Below are 20182 nucleotides of genomic sequence, written 5' to 3'. Positions count from 1 at the left end.
TCAATAGCCTCGTTCGCGTTCGACCAGCCCGATCAGCGGTTGCCGGTCGACGGCGCGGCGATAATTCTCCGCCGCCTGGCGGGCGATGTCGCGGCGGTCGGTGCGCGACGCCATATGCGGCGTCACCACCACCGCCGGGTGCCGCCAGGCAGGGTGGTCCGGCGGCAGCGGCTCGACCTCGAAGACGTCGAGCACGGCACCGCGCAGATGCCCTTCGTCCAGCAGAGCCAGCAGGTCGTCCAGCACCAGCTGCTCGCCGCGGCCGACATTGACGAAGGCGGCGCCGGGCTTCAGCCACGACAGCACCGCCCGGTCGAACAGGCGCCGCGTGTCCGCCGTCAGCGGCAGGATCGACACCACCACGTCGCAGGCTTCAATGCAGGGCCGCAGCCCCTCCGGCCCGGCGAAGCACTCCACGCCCTCGACCCGCTTCAGGCTGCGCGACCAGCCCCGCACCCTATAGCCGAGGCCGCGCAGGGCGGCGGCGACGCCGAGGCCGATCGCACCGAGCCCCAGCACCCCGACCGTCCAGTCGGCGGCCGGGACCGGCGCCCGCGCCTGCCACAGCCGCTGCTCGCGCTCGCGGGCGGCGACGTCGAAGTCGCGGTGGAAATACAGCACCGACCACAGGACATATTCCCGGATCCCCGCCGCCATGGCGCCGTCGATCATCCGGCACAGCGGCCGGTCGGGCAGGTCGGGGTCGGCAGTGATGTGGTCGATTCCGGCGCCGATCGAATGGATCAGCCTGAGGCGCGGCATCGCGGCCAGCACGCCCGCCGGCGGCCGCCAGCAGATCGCCATCTCCACCGAATCTGGATCGACATCCGGCCACAGCCGGACATCGGCGCCCGGCAGGGCGGCCTGCATCGGCTCGACCAGATAGCCGAGGTCGAGGGTGGTGGAGAGCAGCAGGACCGTGGGGGCGCTCATGCCGCCGGCTCCATCGCCAGGGCCGGCGGGGTCCAGTGCCGGCCCGGGATGCTGTCCAGCAGCTCCCGCGTGTAGTCATGCGCCGGGGTGGCGAAGACCGCGGCGGTCTCGCCCTGCTCGACGATCTCGCCGCGGCGCATCACCGCGATCCGGTCGCAGATCTGGGCCGCGACGCGCAGGTCATGGGTGATGAACAGCATCGACAGGTCGAGGCGCCGGCGCAGGTCGCGCAGCAGGTCCAGCACCTGGGCCTGGACCGAGACGTCGAGCGCCGAAACCGGCTCGTCCGCGACCAGCAGTTCCGGCTTCATCGCCAGGGCCCGGGCGATGCCGATGCGCTGGCGCTGGCCACCGGAGAATTCGTGCGGGTAGCGGCCGGCGGCGGCGCGGTCCAGCCGCACCAGGTCGAGCAGCGCCAGTGCCTCCGCCTCGGCCTGGGCCCGCGGCACGCCATGGGCGATCGGCCCTTCGCTGATGATCTCCCCCACCCGCCGCCGCGGGTTGAGCGAGGCGAAGGGGTCCTGGAACACCATCTGGATGCGCTTGCGATAGGACTGCCAGCCGGATCGCGACAAGGGCCGCAGGTCGGCGCCGTCGAACACGATGCTGCCGTCATCGGGACGCACCAGCCGCACCAGCGTCCGGGCCAGGGTCGACTTGCCCGAGCCGCTCTCGCCGACCAGGCCGAGCGTCTCGCCGCGCCGGATCTCGATGGTGGCGCCGTCGATCGCCGTGGTCGCCGGCCGCCGGAACAGGCCGTGCGAGCGGTAGGTCTTGCGGATGCCGCGCGCCGCGACCAGGACGTCCGATCCGACGGCCGTGCCGCCCGGCGCCTGCCCCTCGAAGCGGGGCACGGCGCGGATCAGGGCACGGGTGTAGGGGTGGGCGGGCGCGTTCAGCACCTCCTGCGCCGTCCCGGTCTCGACGATGCGGCCATGCTGCATCACCGCGACCCGGTCGGCGATCTCGGCCACCACGCCGAAGTCGTGGGTGATGAAGATCACCCCCATGCCGCGCCGGCGCTGGATCGACTTGATCAGCCGCAGGATCTGCATCTGGGTGGTGACGTCCAGCGCGGTCGTGGGTTCGTCCGCGACCAGCATCGCCGGCTCCAGCGCCAGGGCGATGGCGATCATCACCCGCTGGCGCTGCCCGCCGGACAGCTGGTGCGGGTAGGACCGGGCGATCCGCGCCGGGTCGGGCAGGCCGACCGCCGCGATCAGCTCGGCCACCCGGTTGCCGGGGCGCTGCCCGTGGACCTGCAGCACCTCGGCGATCTGGTCGGCGACCCGCATCAGCGGGTTCAACGCCGTCATCGGCTCCTGGAAGATCATGCCGATGCGGGCGCCGCGCAGGGCGCGCAGTTGCTCCGGCTTCAGCGCCAGCAGGTCGCGGCCCTCGAACAGGATGCGGCCGGACCGGACCGGCAGCGGCTTCGGCAGCAGGCCGGTGACCGCGGCGGTCGAGACCGACTTGCCCGACCCGCTCTCGCCGACGATGCACAGGATCTCGCCGGCCGCCAGGGTCAGCGAGATGTCGGACACGGCGTCCGGCCGATCGCCGCCCGGCGGCAAGGCGACAGTCAAGTTGGTGATCTCGAGCAGGCTCATCCCCGCCTCCTCGCCAGGCGCGGGTTCAGGGCGTCGCTGAGCCCCTCCCCCACCAGGTTGAGCGACAGCACGGTCAGGAAGATGGCGACGCCGGGGAAGACGCTCATCCACCAGGCCAGGCGGATGACGCTGCGGCCGCTGCCGATCATGAAACCCCAGGACATCAGGTTGGGGTCGCCGAGGCCGAGAAAGGACAGCGAGGATTCCAGCAGGATCGCGGTCGCCACCATCAGGCTGGCCAGCACCACCACCGAGGAGGCGACGTTGGGCAGGATCTCGCGGCAGATGATGGCGGCGTGCGACCGGCCCAGCACCTCCGCCGCCTGGACGAATTCGCGGCTGCGCAGCGACAGGCATTCGGCCCGCACCACCCGCGCCACCGGCGGCCAGGAGACCACGGCGATCGCCGCCACGATCGACCCCAGGCTGGGCGTCAGGATCGCGACCACGACGATGGCCAGGACGAAGCCGGGCACGGTCTGGAAGATCTCGGTGAAGCGCATGATCAGGTCGTCCACCCGCCCGCCGGCATAGCCGGCCAGCGCGCCGAGCAGCACACCGATGCCGACGGCCGCGAGGGTCGAGACCACGCCGATCAGCATCGAGACCGAGGCGCCATAGGCGATGCCGGCGGCGACGTCGCGCCCCAGCGAGTCGGTGCCGAGGACGAAATGGTCCTCGCCCGGCGGGGTGAAGGGCGCGCCCTGCATGTCCCAGGGCGAGAACGGGAACAGCACCGGCGCCAGCGCGGCGATGAGGCCGAGCGCGACCAGGAACAGGAGGCCGATGACGGCGCCCTTGTGGCGCAGGAAAGCCCGGGCCATCACACCGCCTCCACCCGCGGGTCGATCACCAGGTACAGGAGATCGGTCACCAGGTTGAACAGCACCACCAGCACCGAGGTGCAGAGGAAGACGCCGAGCAGCAACTGGTAGTCGCGCGCCAGCAGCGCGTCGAAGGCCAGCCGGCCGATGCCGGGCCAGGCGAAGACGGTCTCGACCAGCACGGCGCCGCCGACCAGCTGCCCGGCCTGGATGCCGGCCAGGGTGACGATCGGCAGCAGCGCGTTGCGCAGCACGTGCCGGCGCAGGATCCGCCCCTCCGGCACGCCTTTGGCCCGAGCGGTGCGGATATGGTCCTGGTCCGCCACCTCCAGCATCGAGGCACGGGTCATGCGGGCGTAGACCGCCATGTAGAACAGGCCCAGCGTCACCGCCGGCAGGGTCAGGTACCACAGCGTGTCGAGCACCGCGGCGAGGCCGGTCAGGTCGGCGCCGACGGTCTCGCTGCCGAAGCTGGGCAGCCAGTTCAGCCAGACGCTGAACACCAGCACCAGCATCAGCCCGACCCAGAAAATGGGCGTGGCGTAGAAGCACAGGGCGACGACCGTGACCACGCTATCGAGCCAGCGCCCGGCATGGCGCGCCGCCACCACGCCCGCGACCACCCCGGCCAGCAGCGCCAGCAGGAAGGCGGTGCCGGTCAGCAGCAGCGTCGCCGGCAGCCGCTCCAGGATCAGCGAGGCGACGCTGCGCTGCTGCGGGTAGGAGAAGCCGAGATCGAGCTGCGCCACATGGCCGAGATAGATGCCGAGCTGGGTGATCAGCGGCTTGTCGAGGCCGAATTGCTGGCGCAGCTGGTCCACCAGCTGCTGATCGGCCGCGCCGGACTGGCCGGCGATGACGCTGGCCGGGTCGCCGGGGGCGGCGTGGATCAGCAGGAAGCTGACCACCGCGACCGCCAGCACGACCAGCACCATCTTGACCAGGCGCCGGCCGAGCAGGAGCAGGAGCCGCGCCATGGTCAGGCGATGAAGACGTCGTCGAAACAGGCGTGCACGCCGGTTCCGGTGGTGATCAGGTTGGTCACCCGGCGGTCATGGATGGTCGGGAAGCTCATCTCCATCAGCCAGACCACCGGCACCTCGTCGGTCAGGAGCTTCTGCACCTCGAAGAACGCCTGCTTGCGCTCCTCGGGGTCGCCGGACAGGCGCGCCGTCTCGAACAGCGTGTCGACCGCCGGGTTCGAATAGCCTTCGGTGTTGGCGAAAGTCACCTTCTTGATGTTGCTGCTGACATAGGTGCGCTCCACCCCCAGGGTCGGGTCGCCATACTGGTAGACGAAGTTGATCGCGCTCTCGTAGTCCCAGTCGCCGACGCGCTTGGCCCAGCTGCCGGCGTCGGTCGTCTCCAGCACCACCTGGATGCCGACCTTGCCGAGCGAGGCGCGGATGTATTCCGACAGGCGCGACCAGATCTCGCCATAGGGGATGGCCAGGTGCTTGATGGTGAAGCGCACGCCGTTGGCGTCGGGCTTCAGCCCGGCGTCGTCCAGCAGCTTCGCCGCCGCCTCCAGGTCATAGGCCTGCAGCTTCGCGTCCGGGTCGTGGTAGCGCGTGGCCGAGGCGATCGGGCTGGTCGCCGGCTTGCCGACGCCGAACCACAGCCGCTTGACGATGAAGTCGCGGTCGAGCGCGTGGCTGATGGCCTGGCGCACGCGGACGTCGTCGAGCGGCTTCACCCGGTTGTTGAGGTCGAGCCACATCAGCGGCGCGAAGTATTCCCAGCCTGTAGTCTCGACCATCACGGTCGGCAGCTGCTGGAACCGCGGCACGTCGAACGGCTCGATGTCGTTGAACTGGGTCATCTGGACCTGGCCGGTCTCCAGCGCCAGGGCCCGGCTCTGGCTGTCCGGCACGATCCGGTAGATCAGCTGGTCGAGATAGGGCTGCCGCGGCTTCCAGTAATCGGCGAACTTCTTCAGCCGGATGAAGCTGCCGCGCTGCCAGGCGTCGAAGGCGAAGGGGCCGGTGCCGACCGGGTGCTGGTTCGCCGGGTTGTTGCGGTAATCGGTACCGTCATAGAGGTGCTTCGGCACGATGGCGCAGGTGGTGACGTCGAACATCAGCAGGAACGGCTCGAACGGCGAATCCAGCGTCAGCTTGACGGTCTGCGGGTCCGGCGCCTCCGCCGCCTTGATCTTCGAGAACACGCCGCGGGCACGGGGCGCCAGCTCCATGTGGAACTTCATGATCGAGAAGATCACGTCGTCCGCCGTCATCGGCTGGCCGTCGTGGAATTTCACGTTTGGCTGCAGATGGAAGGTGTAGGTCAGCTTGTCGTCCGACAGCTCCCAGCTCTTCGCCAGGGCCGGCACGGGAGTCAGGTCCGGGGCGTAGCTGATCAGCCCCTGATAGATCTTGCTGGAGACGATCAGGGTCGGCCCCTGGTTGTTCACGCCGGGCACCAGCAGCGGCGGCTCCGGCGTGATCACCGTCGTCAGCGTGCCGCCGGCCTTGGGCGCCACGCCCTGGGCGCGGGCCTCGGCGAGGCTCAGGAGCGTGACCGCCCCGGCGGTGGCGAGCAGATGCCGCCGCGTCAGGCCATGCATGTCCATTCTTCGATCGCCTCCCTTGCTGCCGGCCGGACCGTCTCCGCCGTCCACGATCCGGCTTCTGCAAATCCCGTGCCATTTGGCGCATCATGTTTGATGCATCATAATTGGACGGTCAAGTGCCGTGGAGAGCGGACGGGACCGGGGCCGGCTGGATCGATCCTGGGCGGTTTGCCCAGGATTTGATCAGGCCGACCCCGGCGGGGATGGGTGCGGGTTACGCCAGCCGCACGGCGTAGCGCCGGTGGAACAGCCCGGCGAGAAAGGCGAAGGCGGCGACGGCGGCGAGATACAGCCCGGGCGAGGCCTGGTCGCCGCTCGCCGACAGCAGCCAGGTGGTGACCAGCGCCGAAAGCCCGGCGAAGATCGCGGCGGCGATGTTGTAGGCCAGGGCGACGCCGCTGAACCGGACCTCGGTCGGGAACAGGTCCGTCAGCAGCGCGCCGAAGGTGCCGTTGGCGAAGGCGCCGACCAGCCCGACCGCGGCCAGCAGCAGCATGATGTCGACGCTGTGCCCGATCATCGCCTGATAGGCGGGATAGGCGCCGAGCGCAATGGCGGCCGCGCCGATGCGGTGCAGCCAGCGCCGCGGCACCGCATCGCCGGCCCAGCCGATGGCCAGGATGGCGATGGAGAGCAGGCCGACCGCGACGTTCACGGCGAAGGACGCGGTCGCCGGATCATAGCCCGCGACCCTGGACAGGTAGGGGGTCAGCGCCACCATCACCAGGCCGTTATAGGCCTGGACCAGGGCGGCCATGCCGATGCCGACTAGAAGCGGTCCGGGGAAGCGGCGGAAGATCTCCAGCGCCGGCAGGCGGGCCGGCCTTTGCTGCATGGCACGGAAGGCCGGCGTTTCCGCCAGCGCCCGGCGCAGCAGCACGCTGATGGCGCCGAGCAGGCCGCCGACGGCGAAGGCGATCCGCCAGCCGTAATCCTCCATCGCCGCTGGCGCCAGCACCCCATGCAGCAGCGCGCTGATCGAGGTACCGAGGAAGACGCCGGTGTTGGCGCAGAAGATGACGATGCCGCAGGCCAGCCCGGCCCGGCGCGGCGCGGTCTCGACCACATAGGTCAGCGCGCCGGGCATCTCGCCGCCGACGCACAGCCCCTGGACGAAGCGCAGGGCGGTGAAGATCACCGGCGCCGCGAGGCCGATCGCGGCGTAGCCGGGCACGGCCGCCATGGCGAGGGTGACGCCGGTCATGATCAGCAGCGACGCCATGAACGACCGCCGCCGGCCGGCGCGGTCGCCGACATGGCTGAACACCAGCCCGCCGAGGGGGCGGGACAGGTAGCCGATGGCGAAGACGGCGAAGGCGCTGATCAGCGAGACCAGTCGGTCATCCGAGGGGAAGAAGGTCGCGGCGATGTACTGGGCGAAGATGCCGTAGATGATGAAGTCGTAGAATTCCAGGCCGGCGCCGAGGCTGGCCAGGACCACCACCCGCCAGTTGATCGTGCCCGCCTGCGGCAGTGCCGTGGCCCGCCCCTGCACACCCGATTGCACCGTCATCTGCCCCTCCCTGTTGTCGTTGGTTCTCAGGCCGGCGGCCTGCGGGCGCGGTCGATGGCGGCGATCACCGCATCCGGATCGCCGGCCAGATTGGCCAGGATCAGCACCAGCCGCGCGTTCAGCGCCGCGCTGGCGGCGAAATCCAGCCCGTCATGCGCCCGCAGCAGCGCGGCGTAGATATCGTCGCCGCGGCCCGCCAGCCGGTCACGGCCGAGATCATGGTCGGTCATGAGCGCTCTCCCTTTGCCCGCGCCAGCGCCGCCTGAACTTCCGCTGCCGAGGCGCCGGTCAGCCGGGCCGCGACATGCTGGTCCGGCCGGATCAGGTACAAGGCCTCGCCGTAGCGAGCGGCGGCGAAGCCGTGCGGGTCGCAATCGGCGCCGAGCCGCAGCACCGGCAGGCCCGTGCCCTCCGGCACCACGACACCGCCGACCGCCAGCAGGCTGAAGCCGCCGCCGAGTTGGTTGAGGAGGAAGCTGTCGCCCTCCAGTTGGGCATCCGGGCATAGCGCCCCCGGCGCCAGCAGCCCCTCGGCGGCCTCGGCCGGCGTCTGCAGCGACAAACCGCCCAGGGCGCAGGGCAGCGACAGCCGCCCTGAATTGACCAGCCGGCGGGCGAAGGCGTGGTCGGCGGCGAGGTCCAGCACCGCGGCGCGGAACACCCGCTCGATCTCGCTCTTCGGGGTCATGAAACGGGTGGCGCGCGCCGAGTGCAGGATGTTCTCATCCGCCGCCCGCACCCGCTCCTCGTCATAGCTGGCCAGCAGCGCCGGCGGCGCCTCGCCCTGCAGCACCAGTGCCAGCTTCCAGGCCAGGTTGTCGGCGTCCTGGATGCCGCCATTGCCGCCGCGGGCGCCGAAGGGCGAGACCACATGGGCGGCGTCGCCCAGGAAAATCACCCGGCCGTGCACGAAGCGCTCCAGCCGCCGGCACTGGAAGCTGTAGACCGACACCCAGTCGAGCTCGAACGGCCGGTCGCCAACCATCGCCCGGATGCGCGGGATCACCCGCTCGGGTCTGCGCTCCACCTCGGGGTCGGCGTCGGGGCCGAGCTGCAGGTCGATGCGGTAGATGTCGTCTGGCTGCTTGTGCAGCAGCGCCGACTGGCCGGGATGGAAAGGTGGCTCGAACCAGAACCAGCGCTCGGATGGGAACCCCGCCTTCATCTCGACATCGGCGATCAGGAAGCGCTCCTCGAAGGCCTGGCCGATGAAGTCGAGCCCCAGGGCGCGGCGGAGGGTCGAGCGCACCCCGTCGCAGGCCAGCAGATAGTCGGCCTCGATCGCGTAGCCGCCTTCCGGAGTTTCGACCTGGACCCGCACGCCGTCGCTGCCCGACTCGAGCCCGGTCACGCGGTTCTTCCAACGGAGGTCGATCAGCTCCGGAAAGTCGGCACAGCGCTCCACCAGATGCTGCTCGACGTAATATTGCTGCAGATTGATGAAGGCCGGCATCTTGTGGCCGGGCTCGGGCTGCAGGTCGAAGGCATAGACCTCGCGGTCGCGGTGGAACAGCCGGCCGACCTGCCAGGTCACGCCCTTGGCCAGCATGCGGTCGCCGATTCCGAGCCGGTCGAAGATCTCCAGCGTGCGCTTGGACCAGCAGATGGCGCGGGAGCCGACCGAGACCACGTCGTTGTCGTCCAGCACCACGCTCGGCACGCCGTGCAGCGCCAGGTCGATCGTCGCCGCCAGCCCGACCGGGCCGGCGCCGACGATGGCGACGGGATATCGCCGCCTGACGCCGCCGCCCAGCTCCGGCGGAGTGCGCACCTCGAAGCGCTGCGTGACATATCGGGCCATGGCCCTCCCCTGCTTGGCCGTTTGCCCAGGATGATGAGCCGGAGGCCCCGAGTCTGTCCTCAGATCTGAGGACAGCGGAGACGGCGCCGCCGGCCTATGCTGGCCGGAACAACGGGGGAGGACCGCCCATGACCAAGACCTTCGCCTCGGCCGGCGACCTGGCCGAGAAGTCGATCTCCTTCACCCCGCTGGGCGACGGGCTCTACGCCTTCACCGCCGAGGGCGACCCGAACACCGGCGTGATCATCGGCGACGACAGCGTCGTGGTGATCGACGCCCAGGCCACGCCGGTGATGGCGCGGAAGGTGATCGAGCGGATCCGCGGTGTCACCGACAAGCCGATCAAATACGTCGTCCTCAGCCACTACCACGCGGTGCGGGTGCTTGGCGCCTCGGCCTATGGCGCCAGCGAGATCATCGCGTCGGAGACCTGCCGGGCAATGATCCATGAGCGCGGGCAGGAGGACTGGGATTCGGAGTTCGGCCGCTTCCCCCGGCTGTTCCAGGCGGCGGAGTCGATCCCCGGGCTGACCTGGCCGACGGTGACCTTCAAGGACCGCATGACGCTCCATCTCGGCCGCCGCCGGGTCGACCTGCTGCATCTCGGCCGCGCCCACACCGCCGGCGACATCGTCGCCTGGGTGCCGGATGCCGGGGTGATGTTCTCCGGCGACATCGTCGAGTATCGCTCCGCCTGCTATTGCGGCGACGCGCATTTCGGCGACTGGCCGGGGACGCTGGACGCCATCGCCGCGCTGCGGCCGGAGGCGCTGTCGCCCGGGCGCGGCGACGCCCTGGTCGGCGCCGCCAAGGTGGCCGAGGCGATCGAGCTGACCCGCGACTTCCTGGCCAGCACCTACCGGCCGGTCGCCCGGGTCGCGGCGCGCGGCGGCTCGCTGAAGGAGGCCTGGGATGCCTGCCGCGCCGCCTGCGATGCGAAATTCGCGAGCTACGCCATCTACGAGCACTGCCTGCCCTTCAACGTCGCCCGCGCCTATGATGAGGCGCTGGGCATCGACACGCCGCGGATCTGGACCGCCGCGCGGGATCGGGAGATGTGGGCCGCCCTGCAAGGCTAACCGGCGCTATGCTAGGCTCCGCGCCAAACGCGGGGACAGGTCCCCGCGAGGGAGGAGCGATGGAGCGGATCGAAGCGCCGGACGCGCCATGGGCGATGGATGCCGATGTGCAGGCCGGCCTCGTCGATGCGCTGGGCACGCCGGAGTTCGGGCCCGCGGTGCTGCATGCCCTCGGCGCCATGGCCGGGGTGGAGGAGATCTTCGCCTTCCGCCGGACCGATGACGGCGTCCTGCCTGCGGTGATCCTGTCCGCCGGCGCCGGGTCGGAGGCCGGCGGCCGGGCCGAGGCCTATCGCCGCCACTATTTCCGCTTCGATCCGCTGAACCGCGTGTTCCATGCCGGCGGCGATTTGGGCCTGTGCCTGCGGGTGCGGCCGGACGACATCGGCGACCGCGACTACCGGCGCGACTGCTATGCCCGGCCGGGCTTCGTCGAGAAGCTGTCGATCCTGCGCCCCGGCCGCGGCGGCTGGACCACGCTGAGCCTGTTCCGCCATGGCGGCAGCGGCGCGTTCTCCGACGGCGAGGTGCGGGATCTCCGCGCCTTCGGCCGGCTGCTGCTGCCGCTGATCGAGGCCCATGGCCGGGTCTTCGGCGCCAACCGGCCACCGCCCGGTTCGGCCGCGGCGGTGGAGGCGCGGCTGCGCAGCCTGTGCCCGGCGCTGACCGACCGCGAGCGCGCGGTCTGCGCCCGCACGGTGATCGGCATGACCGCCGAGGGCATCGGCCTCGACCTCGGCATCCGGCCGACCAGCGTGTTGACCTATCGTCGCCGGGCCTATGAGCGCCTGGGCATCAGCACCGCCCTGCAGCTCGCCGCCCGGCTGTTCCATTAGAGAACGAAGTCGCTGGCCGTCAGGGCATGGTCGGAGGTGACGTTGATGGCGAAGTCCGAGACCTTGTCGCCGTTGACGTCGACATAGGCCACCTGGATCGCCCCTGAGATCACCACCCGCAGCTCACCGGCATGGCGGGTGTAGTCGCCGGTGCCGAAGGTGAAGGCGGTGTCGCCATTGGCGGAATTGCCGTCGGCATCGATCGCCGACAGGTCAATCTTGTCGCCGGTGGAGAAGTCGGTGATGCCGTCCTTGCCGATGCCGGAGACCGCGCTGTCGGACAGGGCGGTGTAGACGAAGCGGTCATTGCCGGCGCCGCCCTTCAGCGCATCGCCACCCCCGCCGCCCCTGAGCACATCGTTTCCGGCCATGCCCCATAGCGTGTTGGCATTGGCGTCGCCGGTCAGGGTGTCGGCGAAGCCCGAGCCCAGCACTTGCTCGATGCCGCTCAGCGTGTCACCCGCCGCGTCGCCGCCCGACATCGCGCCGGTGGCGAGATTCACCGACACCGCGGCCGCCGAGCCGGCATAGCTCGCCGTATCGATGCCGGCCCCGCCGGTCAGCGTGTCGGCCCCGGCGGCCCCTTCGAGCGTGTCGTTGCCGTCGCCGCCGTCGAGGCTGTCGTTCCCGGTGCCGCCATAGAGGTTGTCATGGCCAGCCTCGCCGAAGACCTGATCGGCCTCGCTGCCGGCGTCGACGCTGTCGTTGCCAATGCCGCCATGGATCGTGTCGATCCCTGCCCCGCCGACCAGCCGGTCGGCGCCATCGCCACCGCTGAGATTGTCGTTGCCGCCCTCGCCCGAGAGGGAGTCGTCACCGCCATTGCCGACGAGCGTGTCGTTGCCGAGCTCGCCGCCGATGACGTTGCGGGCATTGTCGCCGGTCAGCTGGTCGGCGTTGCTCGACCCGTACAAATTCTCGATCCCGCTCAGCGTGTCGCCCCCGGCATCGCCGCCCGAGGTCGCGCCGGTCAGCAGATTGACCGACACCGCCGCCGTTGAGCCCTGGTAGTTGGCCTGGTCGAGGCCGGCGCCGCCGGTCAGGACATCGGCCCCGGCCCCGCCGCGCAGCACGTCGTCCCCGGCGCCGCCGTTCAGCGCATTGGCGAAGCCATCGCCGATCAGCTTGTCGACCAAGGCGGAGCCGGTGACGTTCTCGATGGCGAACAGCGTGTCGCCCTGGGCATCGCCGCCCGTGCCCGTGCCGGCGGCGAGGTCGATCGTCACCCCGGCCGCGGATGTGCTGTAATCCGCCGTATCCACCCCGTCGCCGCCGCCGATCCGGTCGGCCCTGGCGCCGCCGCGGATCACATCGTTGCCGACATCGCCGCGCAGGTCGTTGGCCCCGGCATTCCCGATCAGCGTGTCGTTGAAGGACGAGCCGATCAGGTTCTCGATCGCCGTCAGCGTGTCGCCCTGGGCGTCGCCGCCCGCGCCGGTGCCGGTGGTCAGGTTGACCAGGACGCCGACGGCCGAGTTGTTGTACCAGGCCGCATCGATGCCGGCGCCGCCGATCAGGGTGTCCGCACCGGCTTCCGCGGCGATGGTATCGTCGCCGGCACCGCCATCGAGCCGGTTGCTGCCGGCATCACTGATCAAGGTGTCGTTGAAATTCGAGCCGGCGAGATTCTCGATCCCGCTCAAGGTATCGCCCTGGGCATATCCGCCGGCGCCGGTGCCGCTCCGCAGATCGACCAGGACGCCGACGGCCGAATTGTTGTACCAGGCCGTGTCGATGCCGGCGCCGCCGATCAAGGTGTCCGCACCGGCCTCTCCGGCGATGGTGTCATCGCCGGCACCGCCATCGAGCCGGTTGCTGCCGGCATTGCCGATCAGGGTGTCGTTGAAGGCCGTGCCGACGACGTTCTCGACATTCTGATACGTGTCGCCCTGGGCGTCGCCGCCGGAGCCCTGCCCGGTGGTCAGGTTCACGGTCACCGCCACGACGTCGTAATAGACAGTGTCGATGCCGGCGCCGCCATTGATGGCGTCGGCACCGCCATAGCTAGCGATGGCGTCGTCGCCGCCGCCGCCGTCGATGACATTGGCCCCGTCATCGCCGCGCAGCGTGTCGGCGAAGCCCGAGCCCGTCAGGTTCTCGATGCTGATCAGCACGTCGCCCTGGGCGTCGCCGCCGGCATAGAAGCCGGCCTTCAGGTCGACGGTGACCCCGGCGGCGGAGAAGGCATAGGCCGCAGTGTCGCTGCCGGTGCCGCCCTGCAGGGTGTCGGCGCCGACCAGGCCTTCGAGCACGTCGTTGCCGGCGCCGCCGTCGAGGCTGTTGGCCTGGCCGTTGCCGTACAGGGTGTCGGCGAAGTTCGAGCCGACCACGTTCTCCATATTGGCGAAGGTGTCGCCCTCGGCCCAGCCGCCCTGGCCGATGCCGCCGTTCAAGTTGACCAGGACCGCGGCGGCGGACCCGACATAGGTCACCCCGTCGACGCCGGCGCGGCCGTCGAAGAAATTGGCCGCGGCGCTGGCGCCGAAGAAATCGTCGAAGACCGAGCCGAGCACGTTCTCGATGCTGGTCAGCGTGTCGCCCTGGGCATGGCCGCCGGACGCGGCGCCGGTGTCGACATTGACGATGACCCCGGCATTGGAATTCTCGTAGGAGGCGGTGTCGCTGCCGGTGCCGCCGTCCATGACATCGCCCAGCGCGCCGCCCTGGAGAAAGTCGTTGCCGGCGCCGCCGCTGAGCGAGTCGTTGCCGGTGGTGCCGACGATGTTGAGGAAGTCGTCCCCCAACAGCACGTCGTTGCCGTTGCCGCCCGTGATCGTGTCGTCGCCGCCCAGCCCGCCCAGGGTCGAGCCGGTCGCGGCGGCGGTCAGGATGTCGTTGAAACCGGTGGCGATGATGCTTTCGAAGTTGGCGAAGGTGGTGCCCGCGGCCCCGCCGCCGGCGATGCCGGTGCCCACGTTGATGATCACGGCCGAGCCGGCGCCGCGGCAGTCGAGGAAGTCGCCATTGGCGCCGCCGTCCAGGAAGTCGGTGCCGCCGCTGATCGCGATGATGTCGGTGCCGGCACCGCCGTCGATGGTGTTGTTCCCGCCATCGCCGCCGAAGATGTCGTTGAAGGCGGACCCGATCATGGCCTCGAAGCCGGTCGTGGTGTCGCCCACGGCTTCGCCGCCGATGCCGGCGCCGTTGAGGTTCACCCACACGCCGGCGGTGGCGTTGGCGAAGCTGAGCGTGTCGAAGCCCGCGCCGCCGTCCAGGATGTCGGCGCCCAGGCCGCCGGAAATCGTGTCGTTGCCGCCCAGGCCCGAGAGCGTGTCGTTGCCGTCGCCGCCATTGATGATGTCGATGCCGTCGGGATTGGCCGGGTTGCCCGGATCGGTCCCGGTGAGGATGTCGGGGCCGGCGGTGCCGTTCAGGGTCTGGGTCACGGAACATCCTCCACTGTCGTCGGCGCCGCCCTTCCTGGGGAGCGTCCGAATGAGCCCGGCTGGCCGGGCAGTCACGCGCTGAGGAGGATTTAGCAGGTATGCCACATATTCCGTTAGGTCCAGATCCGACCAACCCATGAGTCCAGATGCGGTTTCGATGAGTCCAGATGGGACCTGTCGATGAGTCCAAATTGCGCCAGGGGATGAAATACGATCTTATGCAATCCAGGGTTGGTGTGCAGGAGAGGCCGCGTGGGGGCCGACGATATTCTGTGGCGGCAATTGCTGACGCTGTCGCGCCGACCCGACCTGACGCTGCAGGCGCAGCTGCGCGCCGCCATCGCCCAGGCGGTGCTGGACCGGCGGCTGCCGCCGGGCGCCGAGCTGCCCTCGTCGCGGCGCCTGGCGGAGATCCTGGGCATCAGCCGCAACACCGTGATCCAGGCCTATGACCAGCTGACCCAGGAGCACTTCATCGCGGCGCACAGCCGGTCGCGGCACATGGTCGACCCAGCGGCGCTGGAGAATGCGGCGCGGGCGGCCGGGGCGCGGCCCGACGCGCCGATCCGCCGGCCGGACTGGACCGGACGGCTGACCAGCCGCCCGTCGCGCACCCGACATGTGATGAAGCCGGTCGACTGGTACAATTACCGCTTCCCCTTCGTCTACGGCCAGCCCGACCCGACCCTGTTCCCGATCGCCGAGTGGCGCGAGGTGGTGCAGCTGTCGCTGCGCTCGGTCGCCATCCGCGACTGGGCCGGCGACCGGGTCGACGCCGACGACCCGCTGCTGATCGAGCAGCTGCAGAAGCGGATCCTGCCGCGCCGCGGCATCTGGGTGTCGCCGGAGCAGATCCTGGTCACAATCGGGGCGCAGCAGGCGCTGTACCTCGCCGCCTCGCTGCTGCTGAAGCCGGAGCGGACGGTCGGGATCGAGCAGCCGGGCTATCCCGACATCCGCAACCTGTGCCGGCAGTTCGGCGCCCGCATCCTGCCCCTGGCGATGGACCATCACGGGCTGCGTCCGACCGGCAGCCTGGCCGAATGCGACATGCTGTTCGTGCAGCCGAGCCACCAGAACCCGACCACCGTGACCATGCCGCTGGCCCGCCGGCAGGAGCTGCTGCAGGCGGCGTCGGTGCACGACCTGGTGATCGTCGAGGACGACTACGACAGCGAGCTGACCTTTGTCGGCGAGGCCACCCCGGCGCTCAAGGCGCTCGATCGCGACGACCGGGTGATCTATGTCGGCAGCGTGTCGAAGACCCTGGCTCCGGGGCTGCGTCTGGGCTACGTGGTGGCGGCGCCGGAGTTCATCGCCGAGGCTCGGGCGATGCGGCGGCTGACGGCGCGGCACCCGCCGTCCAACAACCAGCGCGCCGTGGCACTGTTCCTGCAGCTGGGGCACCACGACGCCGCGATCAAGCGGCTGATCGCCGCCTATCGCGAGCGCGCCGACGCGATCGGCGAAGGGCTGCGCACCCATCTGCCGGAGTTCGAGTTCCGGCTGCCGGCCGGCGGATCCGCCCTGTGGGCCGAAGGTCCGGCCGACGTCTCGATGAACGCGGTCGCCGCCGCCGGGGCGCAGCAGGGACTGCTGCTGGACCCGGGGGCGGTGTTCTTCGACCATCCGCTGCCGCCGGAGAACTTCCTGCGCTTCGGCTATTCCTCGATCCCGGTCGACCGCATCGACCCCGGCATCCAGCTGCTGGCCCGGCTGGTCCGCGCCGAACGCCACGACGCCCGGCAGGCCGGGGTCGGGTGACCGAACCCTACCCCGGGAACAGCTCCGGCATCATCGACCGCGCCACCGGGCGGAGGCGCTGGGCCTCGGCCTCGTCGATCCAGCGATAGGGGCGGCGCAGCCGGGTGCCGACCGGCCCCCAGCCGCCGACCGCCGCCAGCAGCTTGTCGAGGGCAGCGTTCGAATAGCCATGCAGGCTGCGGAACGGCACGACGTGCTCGTCCATGAAGCGGCAGATCCGACGCTCCAGGTCGAGCGCACCGTCGATGTCGCCGGCCATCCGGTCGGTCCAGGCCTGGGCGCCGGCAGGGCTGAGGCAGGCGACGTTGGAGAAGGCGCCGGCGGCGACACCGTGCCTCATGCCGGTGGCGAGGTGGTGGCCCGGCACGAACAGCGCGGTGCCGGACAAATGCTGCTTGGCCGCCGCGTACCAGGCGTCGTCGCCATCGGCCAGCTTGATGCCGGCCACAGCCGGCACCGCCCGGACCAGCCGGCCGAGCTCATCCGGCGCCAGCACGCGCTTGGCGTGCGGCGGGTTGTAGAGGATCAGCGGCACCTCGCCGGCGGCCTCGGCCATCAGCTGGAGGAAATCCAAGGCTTCCGGCTCGGTCACCGGCCACCAATCCGGCAGCACCACCTGGATCGCCGACGCGCCGAGGTCCCGCGCCAGTTTCACCCGTTCCCGCGCCAGGCTCGGATCCGGTTGGCAGGCTCCAATCACGAAGGGCGTGCCGCCGGCCCGGCACTTTTCGGCCAGCAGCGCCTGGATCGCGGCGTACTCCGCCTCGGTCTGGTTGTGCAGTTCGCCCGCGGTGCCGTTGGAATAGATGCCGTCGACCCGCGCCGCGACCAGCAGGTCGATCTCCTCCGCCAGGCGGGCGAAATCGATGCCCTCATCCGCCGCGATCGGCAGCAGCAGCGTCGCCCAGTTGCCGCGCAGCACGGTGTCTCTCCCGGTCATCGGCTGACATCCTGTCTGATGCAGGCCTTGAAGTGGCCGGGCTCGACCTCCTCCAGCTTCGGCACCTCGCGGGCGCAGGCCTCGACCGCGTGCGGGCAGCGGGTGCGGAAGACGCAGCCGGAGGGCGGGTTGGCCGGGCTGGGGATGTCGCCCTTCAGGATCTGGCGCTGGCGCGGCCGGTCGGGGTCCGGCTCCGGGATCGCCGACAGCAGCGCGCGGGTGTAAGGGTGCTTCGGCGCGGCGTAGAGCCGGTCGCTCGGCGCGATCTCCATGATCCGGCCGAGATACAGCACGATCACGCGGTCGCAGATGTACTCCACCACCGCGAGGTCGTGCGAGATGAACAGCATGGTCAGGCCGAGGCGCAACTGCAGGTCGCGCAGCAGGTTGACGATCTGCGCCTGCACCGAGACGTCGAGCGCCGAGACCGGCTCGTCCGCCACCAGGAACTCCGGCTCCAGCGCCAGGGCCCGGGCGATGCCGATGCGCTGGCGCTGGCCGCCGGAGAACTCATGGGCGTAGCGCTCGACCGCATCGGCCGGCAGCTCCACCGCTTCCAGCGCCGCCCGCGCCTTGGCCAGCCGCTCGCGGCCGGTGCCGATGCCCTGGATCGCCAGGCCTTCGGTCAGGATCTCGCCAATCGTCATGCGCGGCGACAGGCTGGCGAAGGGGTCCTGGAAGATGTACTGCATCCGCCGCCGCTGCCGGCGCATCGCGCTGCCGGACAGCTTGGTCAGGTCCTGGCCATCGAACACCACCTCCCCGGCCGTCGGCTCGATCAGCCGCAGCACCGACCGGCCGATCGTGGTCTTGCCCGAGCCGGATTCGCCAACAAGGCCGACCACCTCGCCGCGGCCGACCTCGAAATGGATGTCGTCGAGCGCGCGCACCAGCGGGCCGCGGCCGAAGGCGCCGGGGCCGAAATGCTTGGCCAGGCCGCGCACGGCGAGAAGCGGTTCGGCCATGGTCAGAGCTCCTGCCAGCGGATGCAGCGGCTGGTGTGGCCGGGGGCGACCTCGGCCGGCGCCGGCACGGCGGCGCGGCAGGCCCCGACCACATGCGGGCAGCGCGACGCGAAGGCGCAGCCGGGCGGCATGGCGGCCAGGCTGGGCACGGTGCCCGGGATGGTGGCCAGCTTCTCCCCCGCCGCCTTCAGCCGCGTCGCCTCGCCCAGCTTCGGTACCGAGGCCAGCAAGCCGATGGTGTAGGGGTGGCGCGGGTGCCGGAACACCTCGCGCACCGGCCCGGTCTCGACGATCCGGCCGGCATACATCACCGCCACGCGATGGGCGATCTCGGCGACCACGCCGAGATTGTGGGTCACGAACAGCACGCCCATGCCGCGCTGGTCCTGCAGCCGGCGCAGCAGGTCGAGGATCTGGGCCTGGATGGTGACGTCGAGCGCGGTGGTCGGCTCGTCGGCCAGCAGCAGCGTCGGGTCGCAGGCCAGCGCCATGGCGATGGTAGCGCGCTGGCGCATGCCGCCCGACAGCTCATGCGGATACTGCGCCGCCCGCCGCTTCGGGTCGGGGATGCCGACGCTGTCGAGCAGGTCCACCGCCGCCGCCCAGGCCGATTTGCGGTCGCGGCCGAGATGGATGCGGATCGGCTCCGCGATCTGGTCGCCGATGGTGTAGACCGGGTTCAGGCTGGTCATCGGCTCCTGGAACACCATGCCGATGTCGTTGCCGCGGATCCGGCGCCGCGCCTCGCCATCCAGCGTCGCCAGGTCCCGCCCCTGCCCGTCCTTGCCGCGGAACCGGATCGACCCCGCCGCCACCCGGCCCGCCTTGGCCGGCAGCAGCCCCATGATGGAGAGGCTCGTCACCGACTTGCCGGAGCCGGACTCGCCGACCAGCGCGACGGTCTCCGCCGCGCCGATGGCGAGGTCGAGATCCGCCACCGCGGTCACCTCGTGCCCCCGGATGCGGAACACCGTCCGCAGCCCATGGACGTCGAGGATCGGGTGCTGAGCCTCTACCATGGGGTCCTCAGGCCAACAGGCCGGTCGCCTGCAGGATCGCCTCGACCTTCGCGGCCTCGGCGTCGTTCAGCGCCCGCTGCGGCCGGGCCATGACATTAGTGTCGATGATGCCGAGGCGGCGCATCGCGGTCTTGAAGCCGCCGACGCCGGCCGACCCAGCGCTGGTGCGCGGCAGGCTGACCCAGACGATCTCGAACAGGCGGCACAGCCGCTCCTGCTCCTGGCGTGCCGCCGCCCAGTCGCCCTTGCGGCACAACTCGTAGAGGCGGACATAGCCATGCGGATCGACATTGGCGAGGCCGGGCACGATGCCGTGGGCGCCGGCGGCCAGGACGGAATCGCAGACGATCTCCGAGCCCGTCATCATCGCGAATTCCGGCCTGTCGGCCAGGTCCATCAGGGCGAAGCGGAAATTGCCGTCGTCGCCGCTGGAATCCTTCAGCCCGGCGATGGTGCCCTCGCGCGCCAGCGTCACCACACTCGTCCGGTCCAGCTTGACGTGGACGCAGACCGGGATGTCGTAGGCGATCACCGGGACGTCGATGGCCTCGCGGATGTAGCGGAAATGGTCGACGATCTCCGGCTGGCTGGTGCGGGCGTAGAACGGCGCGGTCACCACCACGGCGGCGACGCCGACCGACTGCGCCACCCTGGCGTGGCCGATGACGCGGTCGGTGGTCGGGTCGATCACGCCGGCCAGCACGGGCACCCGGCCATTCGCGACCTTGATCGCGTGCTCCAGGATCTTCCGGCGCGTCGCCTCGTCATGGAACACCACCTCGCTGGTGGAGCCGAGCACGAACAGGCCGTGCACGCCGCCGTCGATCAGGTGTTCGAGCACGCGGGTGAAGGACGGGTAGTCGACCTGGAAATCCGCGGTCAGCGGGGTGACGACGGGCGGGACGACGCCCTGGAAGGTGGGGGCTGAGGCCATGATGAG

The 20182-nt window shown here is 70.5% G+C and carries 16 protein-coding genes; 3 read left to right on the top strand and 13 right to left on the bottom strand.

The annotated features are described in order from the left end of the window. From FFK22_RS01380 to FFK22_RS01345, 8 genes are all read right to left on the bottom strand, one after another. Entirely contained in the window at positions 1-933 is a 933-nt protein-coding gene (locus FFK22_RS01380) for a glyoxylate/hydroxypyruvate reductase A (protein ID WP_221938308.1), read from the bottom strand. Further along, complete coding sequence (locus FFK22_RS01375) at positions 930-2543, bottom strand: ABC transporter ATP-binding protein (protein ID WP_138886488.1); 1614 nt, start codon at positions 2541-2543, stop codon at positions 930-932. Before FFK22_RS01375 ends, FFK22_RS01380 begins: the two co-directional genes overlap by 4 nt. After that, a complete protein-coding gene (locus FFK22_RS01370) occupies positions 2540-3367 on the bottom strand; it encodes an ABC transporter permease (protein WP_138886489.1) in 828 nt (275 codons plus the stop codon). The genes FFK22_RS01375 and FFK22_RS01370 overlap by 4 nt, the downstream gene beginning before the upstream one ends. Beyond that, complete coding sequence (locus FFK22_RS01365) at positions 3367-4344, bottom strand: ABC transporter permease (RefSeq protein ID WP_138886490.1); 978 nt, start codon at positions 4342-4344, stop codon at positions 3367-3369. The genes FFK22_RS01370 and FFK22_RS01365 overlap by 1 nt, the downstream gene beginning before the upstream one ends. Before the next feature lie 2 nt (positions 4345-4346). Beyond that, a complete protein-coding gene (locus FFK22_RS01360; protein ID WP_186002248.1) occupies positions 4347-5939 on the bottom strand; it encodes an ABC transporter substrate-binding protein in 1593 nt (530 codons plus the stop codon). 214 nt (positions 5940-6153) lie between these two features. Beyond that, positions 6154-7452: an MFS transporter gene (locus tag FFK22_RS01355; protein WP_138886491.1), complete on the bottom strand. Its 1299-nt coding sequence runs from the start codon at positions 7450-7452 to the stop codon at positions 6154-6156. A 26-nt stretch (positions 7453-7478) separates the two neighbouring features. Further along, positions 7479-7682: a DUF2783 domain-containing protein gene (locus FFK22_RS01350; RefSeq protein ID WP_138886492.1), complete on the bottom strand. Its 204-nt coding sequence runs from the start codon at positions 7680-7682 to the stop codon at positions 7479-7481. After that, positions 7679-9253, bottom strand: coding sequence for an FAD-dependent oxidoreductase (locus tag FFK22_RS01345; protein WP_138886493.1), 1575 nt, complete (start codon positions 9251-9253; stop codon positions 7679-7681). Before FFK22_RS01345 ends, FFK22_RS01350 begins: the two co-directional genes overlap by 4 nt. 128 nt (positions 9254-9381) lie before the next feature. Here FFK22_RS01345 and FFK22_RS01340 point away from each other — a divergent pair, with 128 nt between their 5' ends. Both FFK22_RS01340 and FFK22_RS01335 read left to right on the top strand, forming a co-directional pair. Further along, on the top strand, positions 9382-10332 hold the full coding sequence (locus FFK22_RS01340) for an MBL fold metallo-hydrolase (protein WP_138886494.1): 951 nt from the start codon (positions 9382-9384) through the stop codon (positions 10330-10332). Between the two features lie 59 nt (positions 10333-10391). Continuing rightward, positions 10392-11168: a helix-turn-helix transcriptional regulator gene (locus tag FFK22_RS01335; RefSeq protein WP_186002247.1), complete on the top strand. Its 777-nt coding sequence runs from the start codon at positions 10392-10394 to the stop codon at positions 11166-11168. Here the strand turns inward: FFK22_RS01335 and FFK22_RS01330 are convergent. After that, the gene (locus FFK22_RS01330; RefSeq protein ID WP_186002246.1) at positions 11165-14554 is read right to left on the bottom strand and encodes a calcium-binding protein; all 3390 of its coding nucleotides are present in this window, start codon (positions 14552-14554) and stop codon (positions 11165-11167) included. The genes FFK22_RS01335 and FFK22_RS01330 overlap by 4 nt on opposite strands. Positions 14555-14806: 252 nt before the next feature. Between FFK22_RS01330 and FFK22_RS01325 the strand changes: the two genes are divergently transcribed. Beyond that, positions 14807-16318: a PLP-dependent aminotransferase family protein gene (locus FFK22_RS01325; RefSeq protein WP_138886497.1), complete on the top strand. Its 1512-nt coding sequence runs from the start codon at positions 14807-14809 to the stop codon at positions 16316-16318. A gap of 7 nt (positions 16319-16325) precedes the next feature. Here the strand turns inward: FFK22_RS01325 and FFK22_RS01320 are convergent, their stop codons facing one another. From FFK22_RS01320 to FFK22_RS01305, 4 genes are read right to left on the bottom strand one after another with little or no spacing between them, the layout of a single operon-like run. Further along, entirely contained in the window at positions 16326-17258 is a 933-nt protein-coding gene (locus tag FFK22_RS01320; RefSeq protein ID WP_138886498.1) for a dihydrodipicolinate synthase family protein, read from the bottom strand. Beyond that, positions 17255-18223, bottom strand: coding sequence for an ABC transporter ATP-binding protein (locus FFK22_RS01315; protein ID WP_138886499.1), 969 nt, complete (start codon positions 18221-18223; stop codon positions 17255-17257). The genes FFK22_RS01320 and FFK22_RS01315 overlap by 4 nt, the downstream gene beginning before the upstream one ends. A gap of 2 nt (positions 18224-18225) precedes the next feature. Continuing rightward, a complete protein-coding gene (locus FFK22_RS01310; RefSeq protein ID WP_138886500.1) occupies positions 18226-19242 on the bottom strand; it encodes an ABC transporter ATP-binding protein in 1017 nt (338 codons plus the stop codon). 7 nt (positions 19243-19249) lie between these two features. Then, a complete protein-coding gene (locus FFK22_RS01305; RefSeq protein ID WP_138886501.1) occupies positions 19250-20176 on the bottom strand; it encodes a dihydrodipicolinate synthase family protein in 927 nt (308 codons plus the stop codon). Between the last annotated feature and the right edge of the window lie 6 nt (positions 20177-20182).

The sequence above is a fragment of the Mycobacterium sp. KBS0706 genome, from assembly GCF_005938675.2.
In the GTDB taxonomy this organism is placed as follows: domain Bacteria; phylum Pseudomonadota; class Alphaproteobacteria; order DSM-16000; family Inquilinaceae; genus Inquilinus.
This window is presented reverse-complemented; position numbering and strand designations above follow the sequence as displayed.

Coding starts and splice junctions, on each gene's coding strand:
- FFK22_RS01380 (WP_221938308.1), bottom strand. CDS start 933: ATGAGCGCCCCCACGGTCCTGCTGCTCTCCACCACCCTCGACCTCGGC.
- FFK22_RS01375 (WP_138886488.1), bottom strand. CDS start 2,543: ATGAGCCTGCTCGAGATCACCAACTTGACTGTCGCCTTGCCGCCGGGC.
- FFK22_RS01370 (WP_138886489.1), bottom strand. CDS start 3,367: ATGGCCCGGGCTTTCCTGCGCCACAAGGGCGCCGTCATCGGCCTCCTG.
- FFK22_RS01365 (WP_138886490.1), bottom strand. CDS start 4,344: ATGGCGCGGCTCCTGCTCCTGCTCGGCCGGCGCCTGGTCAAGATGGTG.
- FFK22_RS01360 (WP_186002248.1), bottom strand. CDS start 5,939: ATGGACATGCATGGCCTGACGCGGCGGCATCTGCTCGCCACCGCCGGG.
- FFK22_RS01355 (WP_138886491.1), bottom strand. CDS start 7,452: ATGACGGTGCAATCGGGTGTGCAGGGGCGGGCCACGGCACTGCCGCAG.
- FFK22_RS01350 (WP_138886492.1), bottom strand. CDS start 7,682: ATGACCGACCATGATCTCGGCCGTGACCGGCTGGCGGGCCGCGGCGAC.
- FFK22_RS01345 (WP_138886493.1), bottom strand. CDS start 9,253: ATGGCCCGATATGTCACGCAGCGCTTCGAGGTGCGCACTCCGCCGGAG.
- FFK22_RS01340 (WP_138886494.1), top strand. CDS start 9,382: ATGACCAAGACCTTCGCCTCGGCCGGCGACCTGGCCGAGAAGTCGATC.
- FFK22_RS01335 (WP_186002247.1), top strand. CDS start 10,392: ATGGAGCGGATCGAAGCGCCGGACGCGCCATGGGCGATGGATGCCGAT.
- FFK22_RS01320 (WP_138886498.1), bottom strand. CDS start 17,258: ATGACCGGGAGAGACACCGTGCTGCGCGGCAACTGGGCGACGCTGCTG.
- FFK22_RS01315 (WP_138886499.1), bottom strand. CDS start 18,223: ATGGCCGAACCGCTTCTCGCCGTGCGCGGCCTGGCCAAGCATTTCGGC.
- FFK22_RS01310 (WP_138886500.1), bottom strand. CDS start 19,242: ATGGTAGAGGCTCAGCACCCGATCCTCGACGTCCATGGGCTGCGGACG.
- FFK22_RS01305 (WP_138886501.1), bottom strand. CDS start 20,176: ATGGCCTCAGCCCCCACCTTCCAGGGCGTCGTCCCGCCCGTCGTCACC.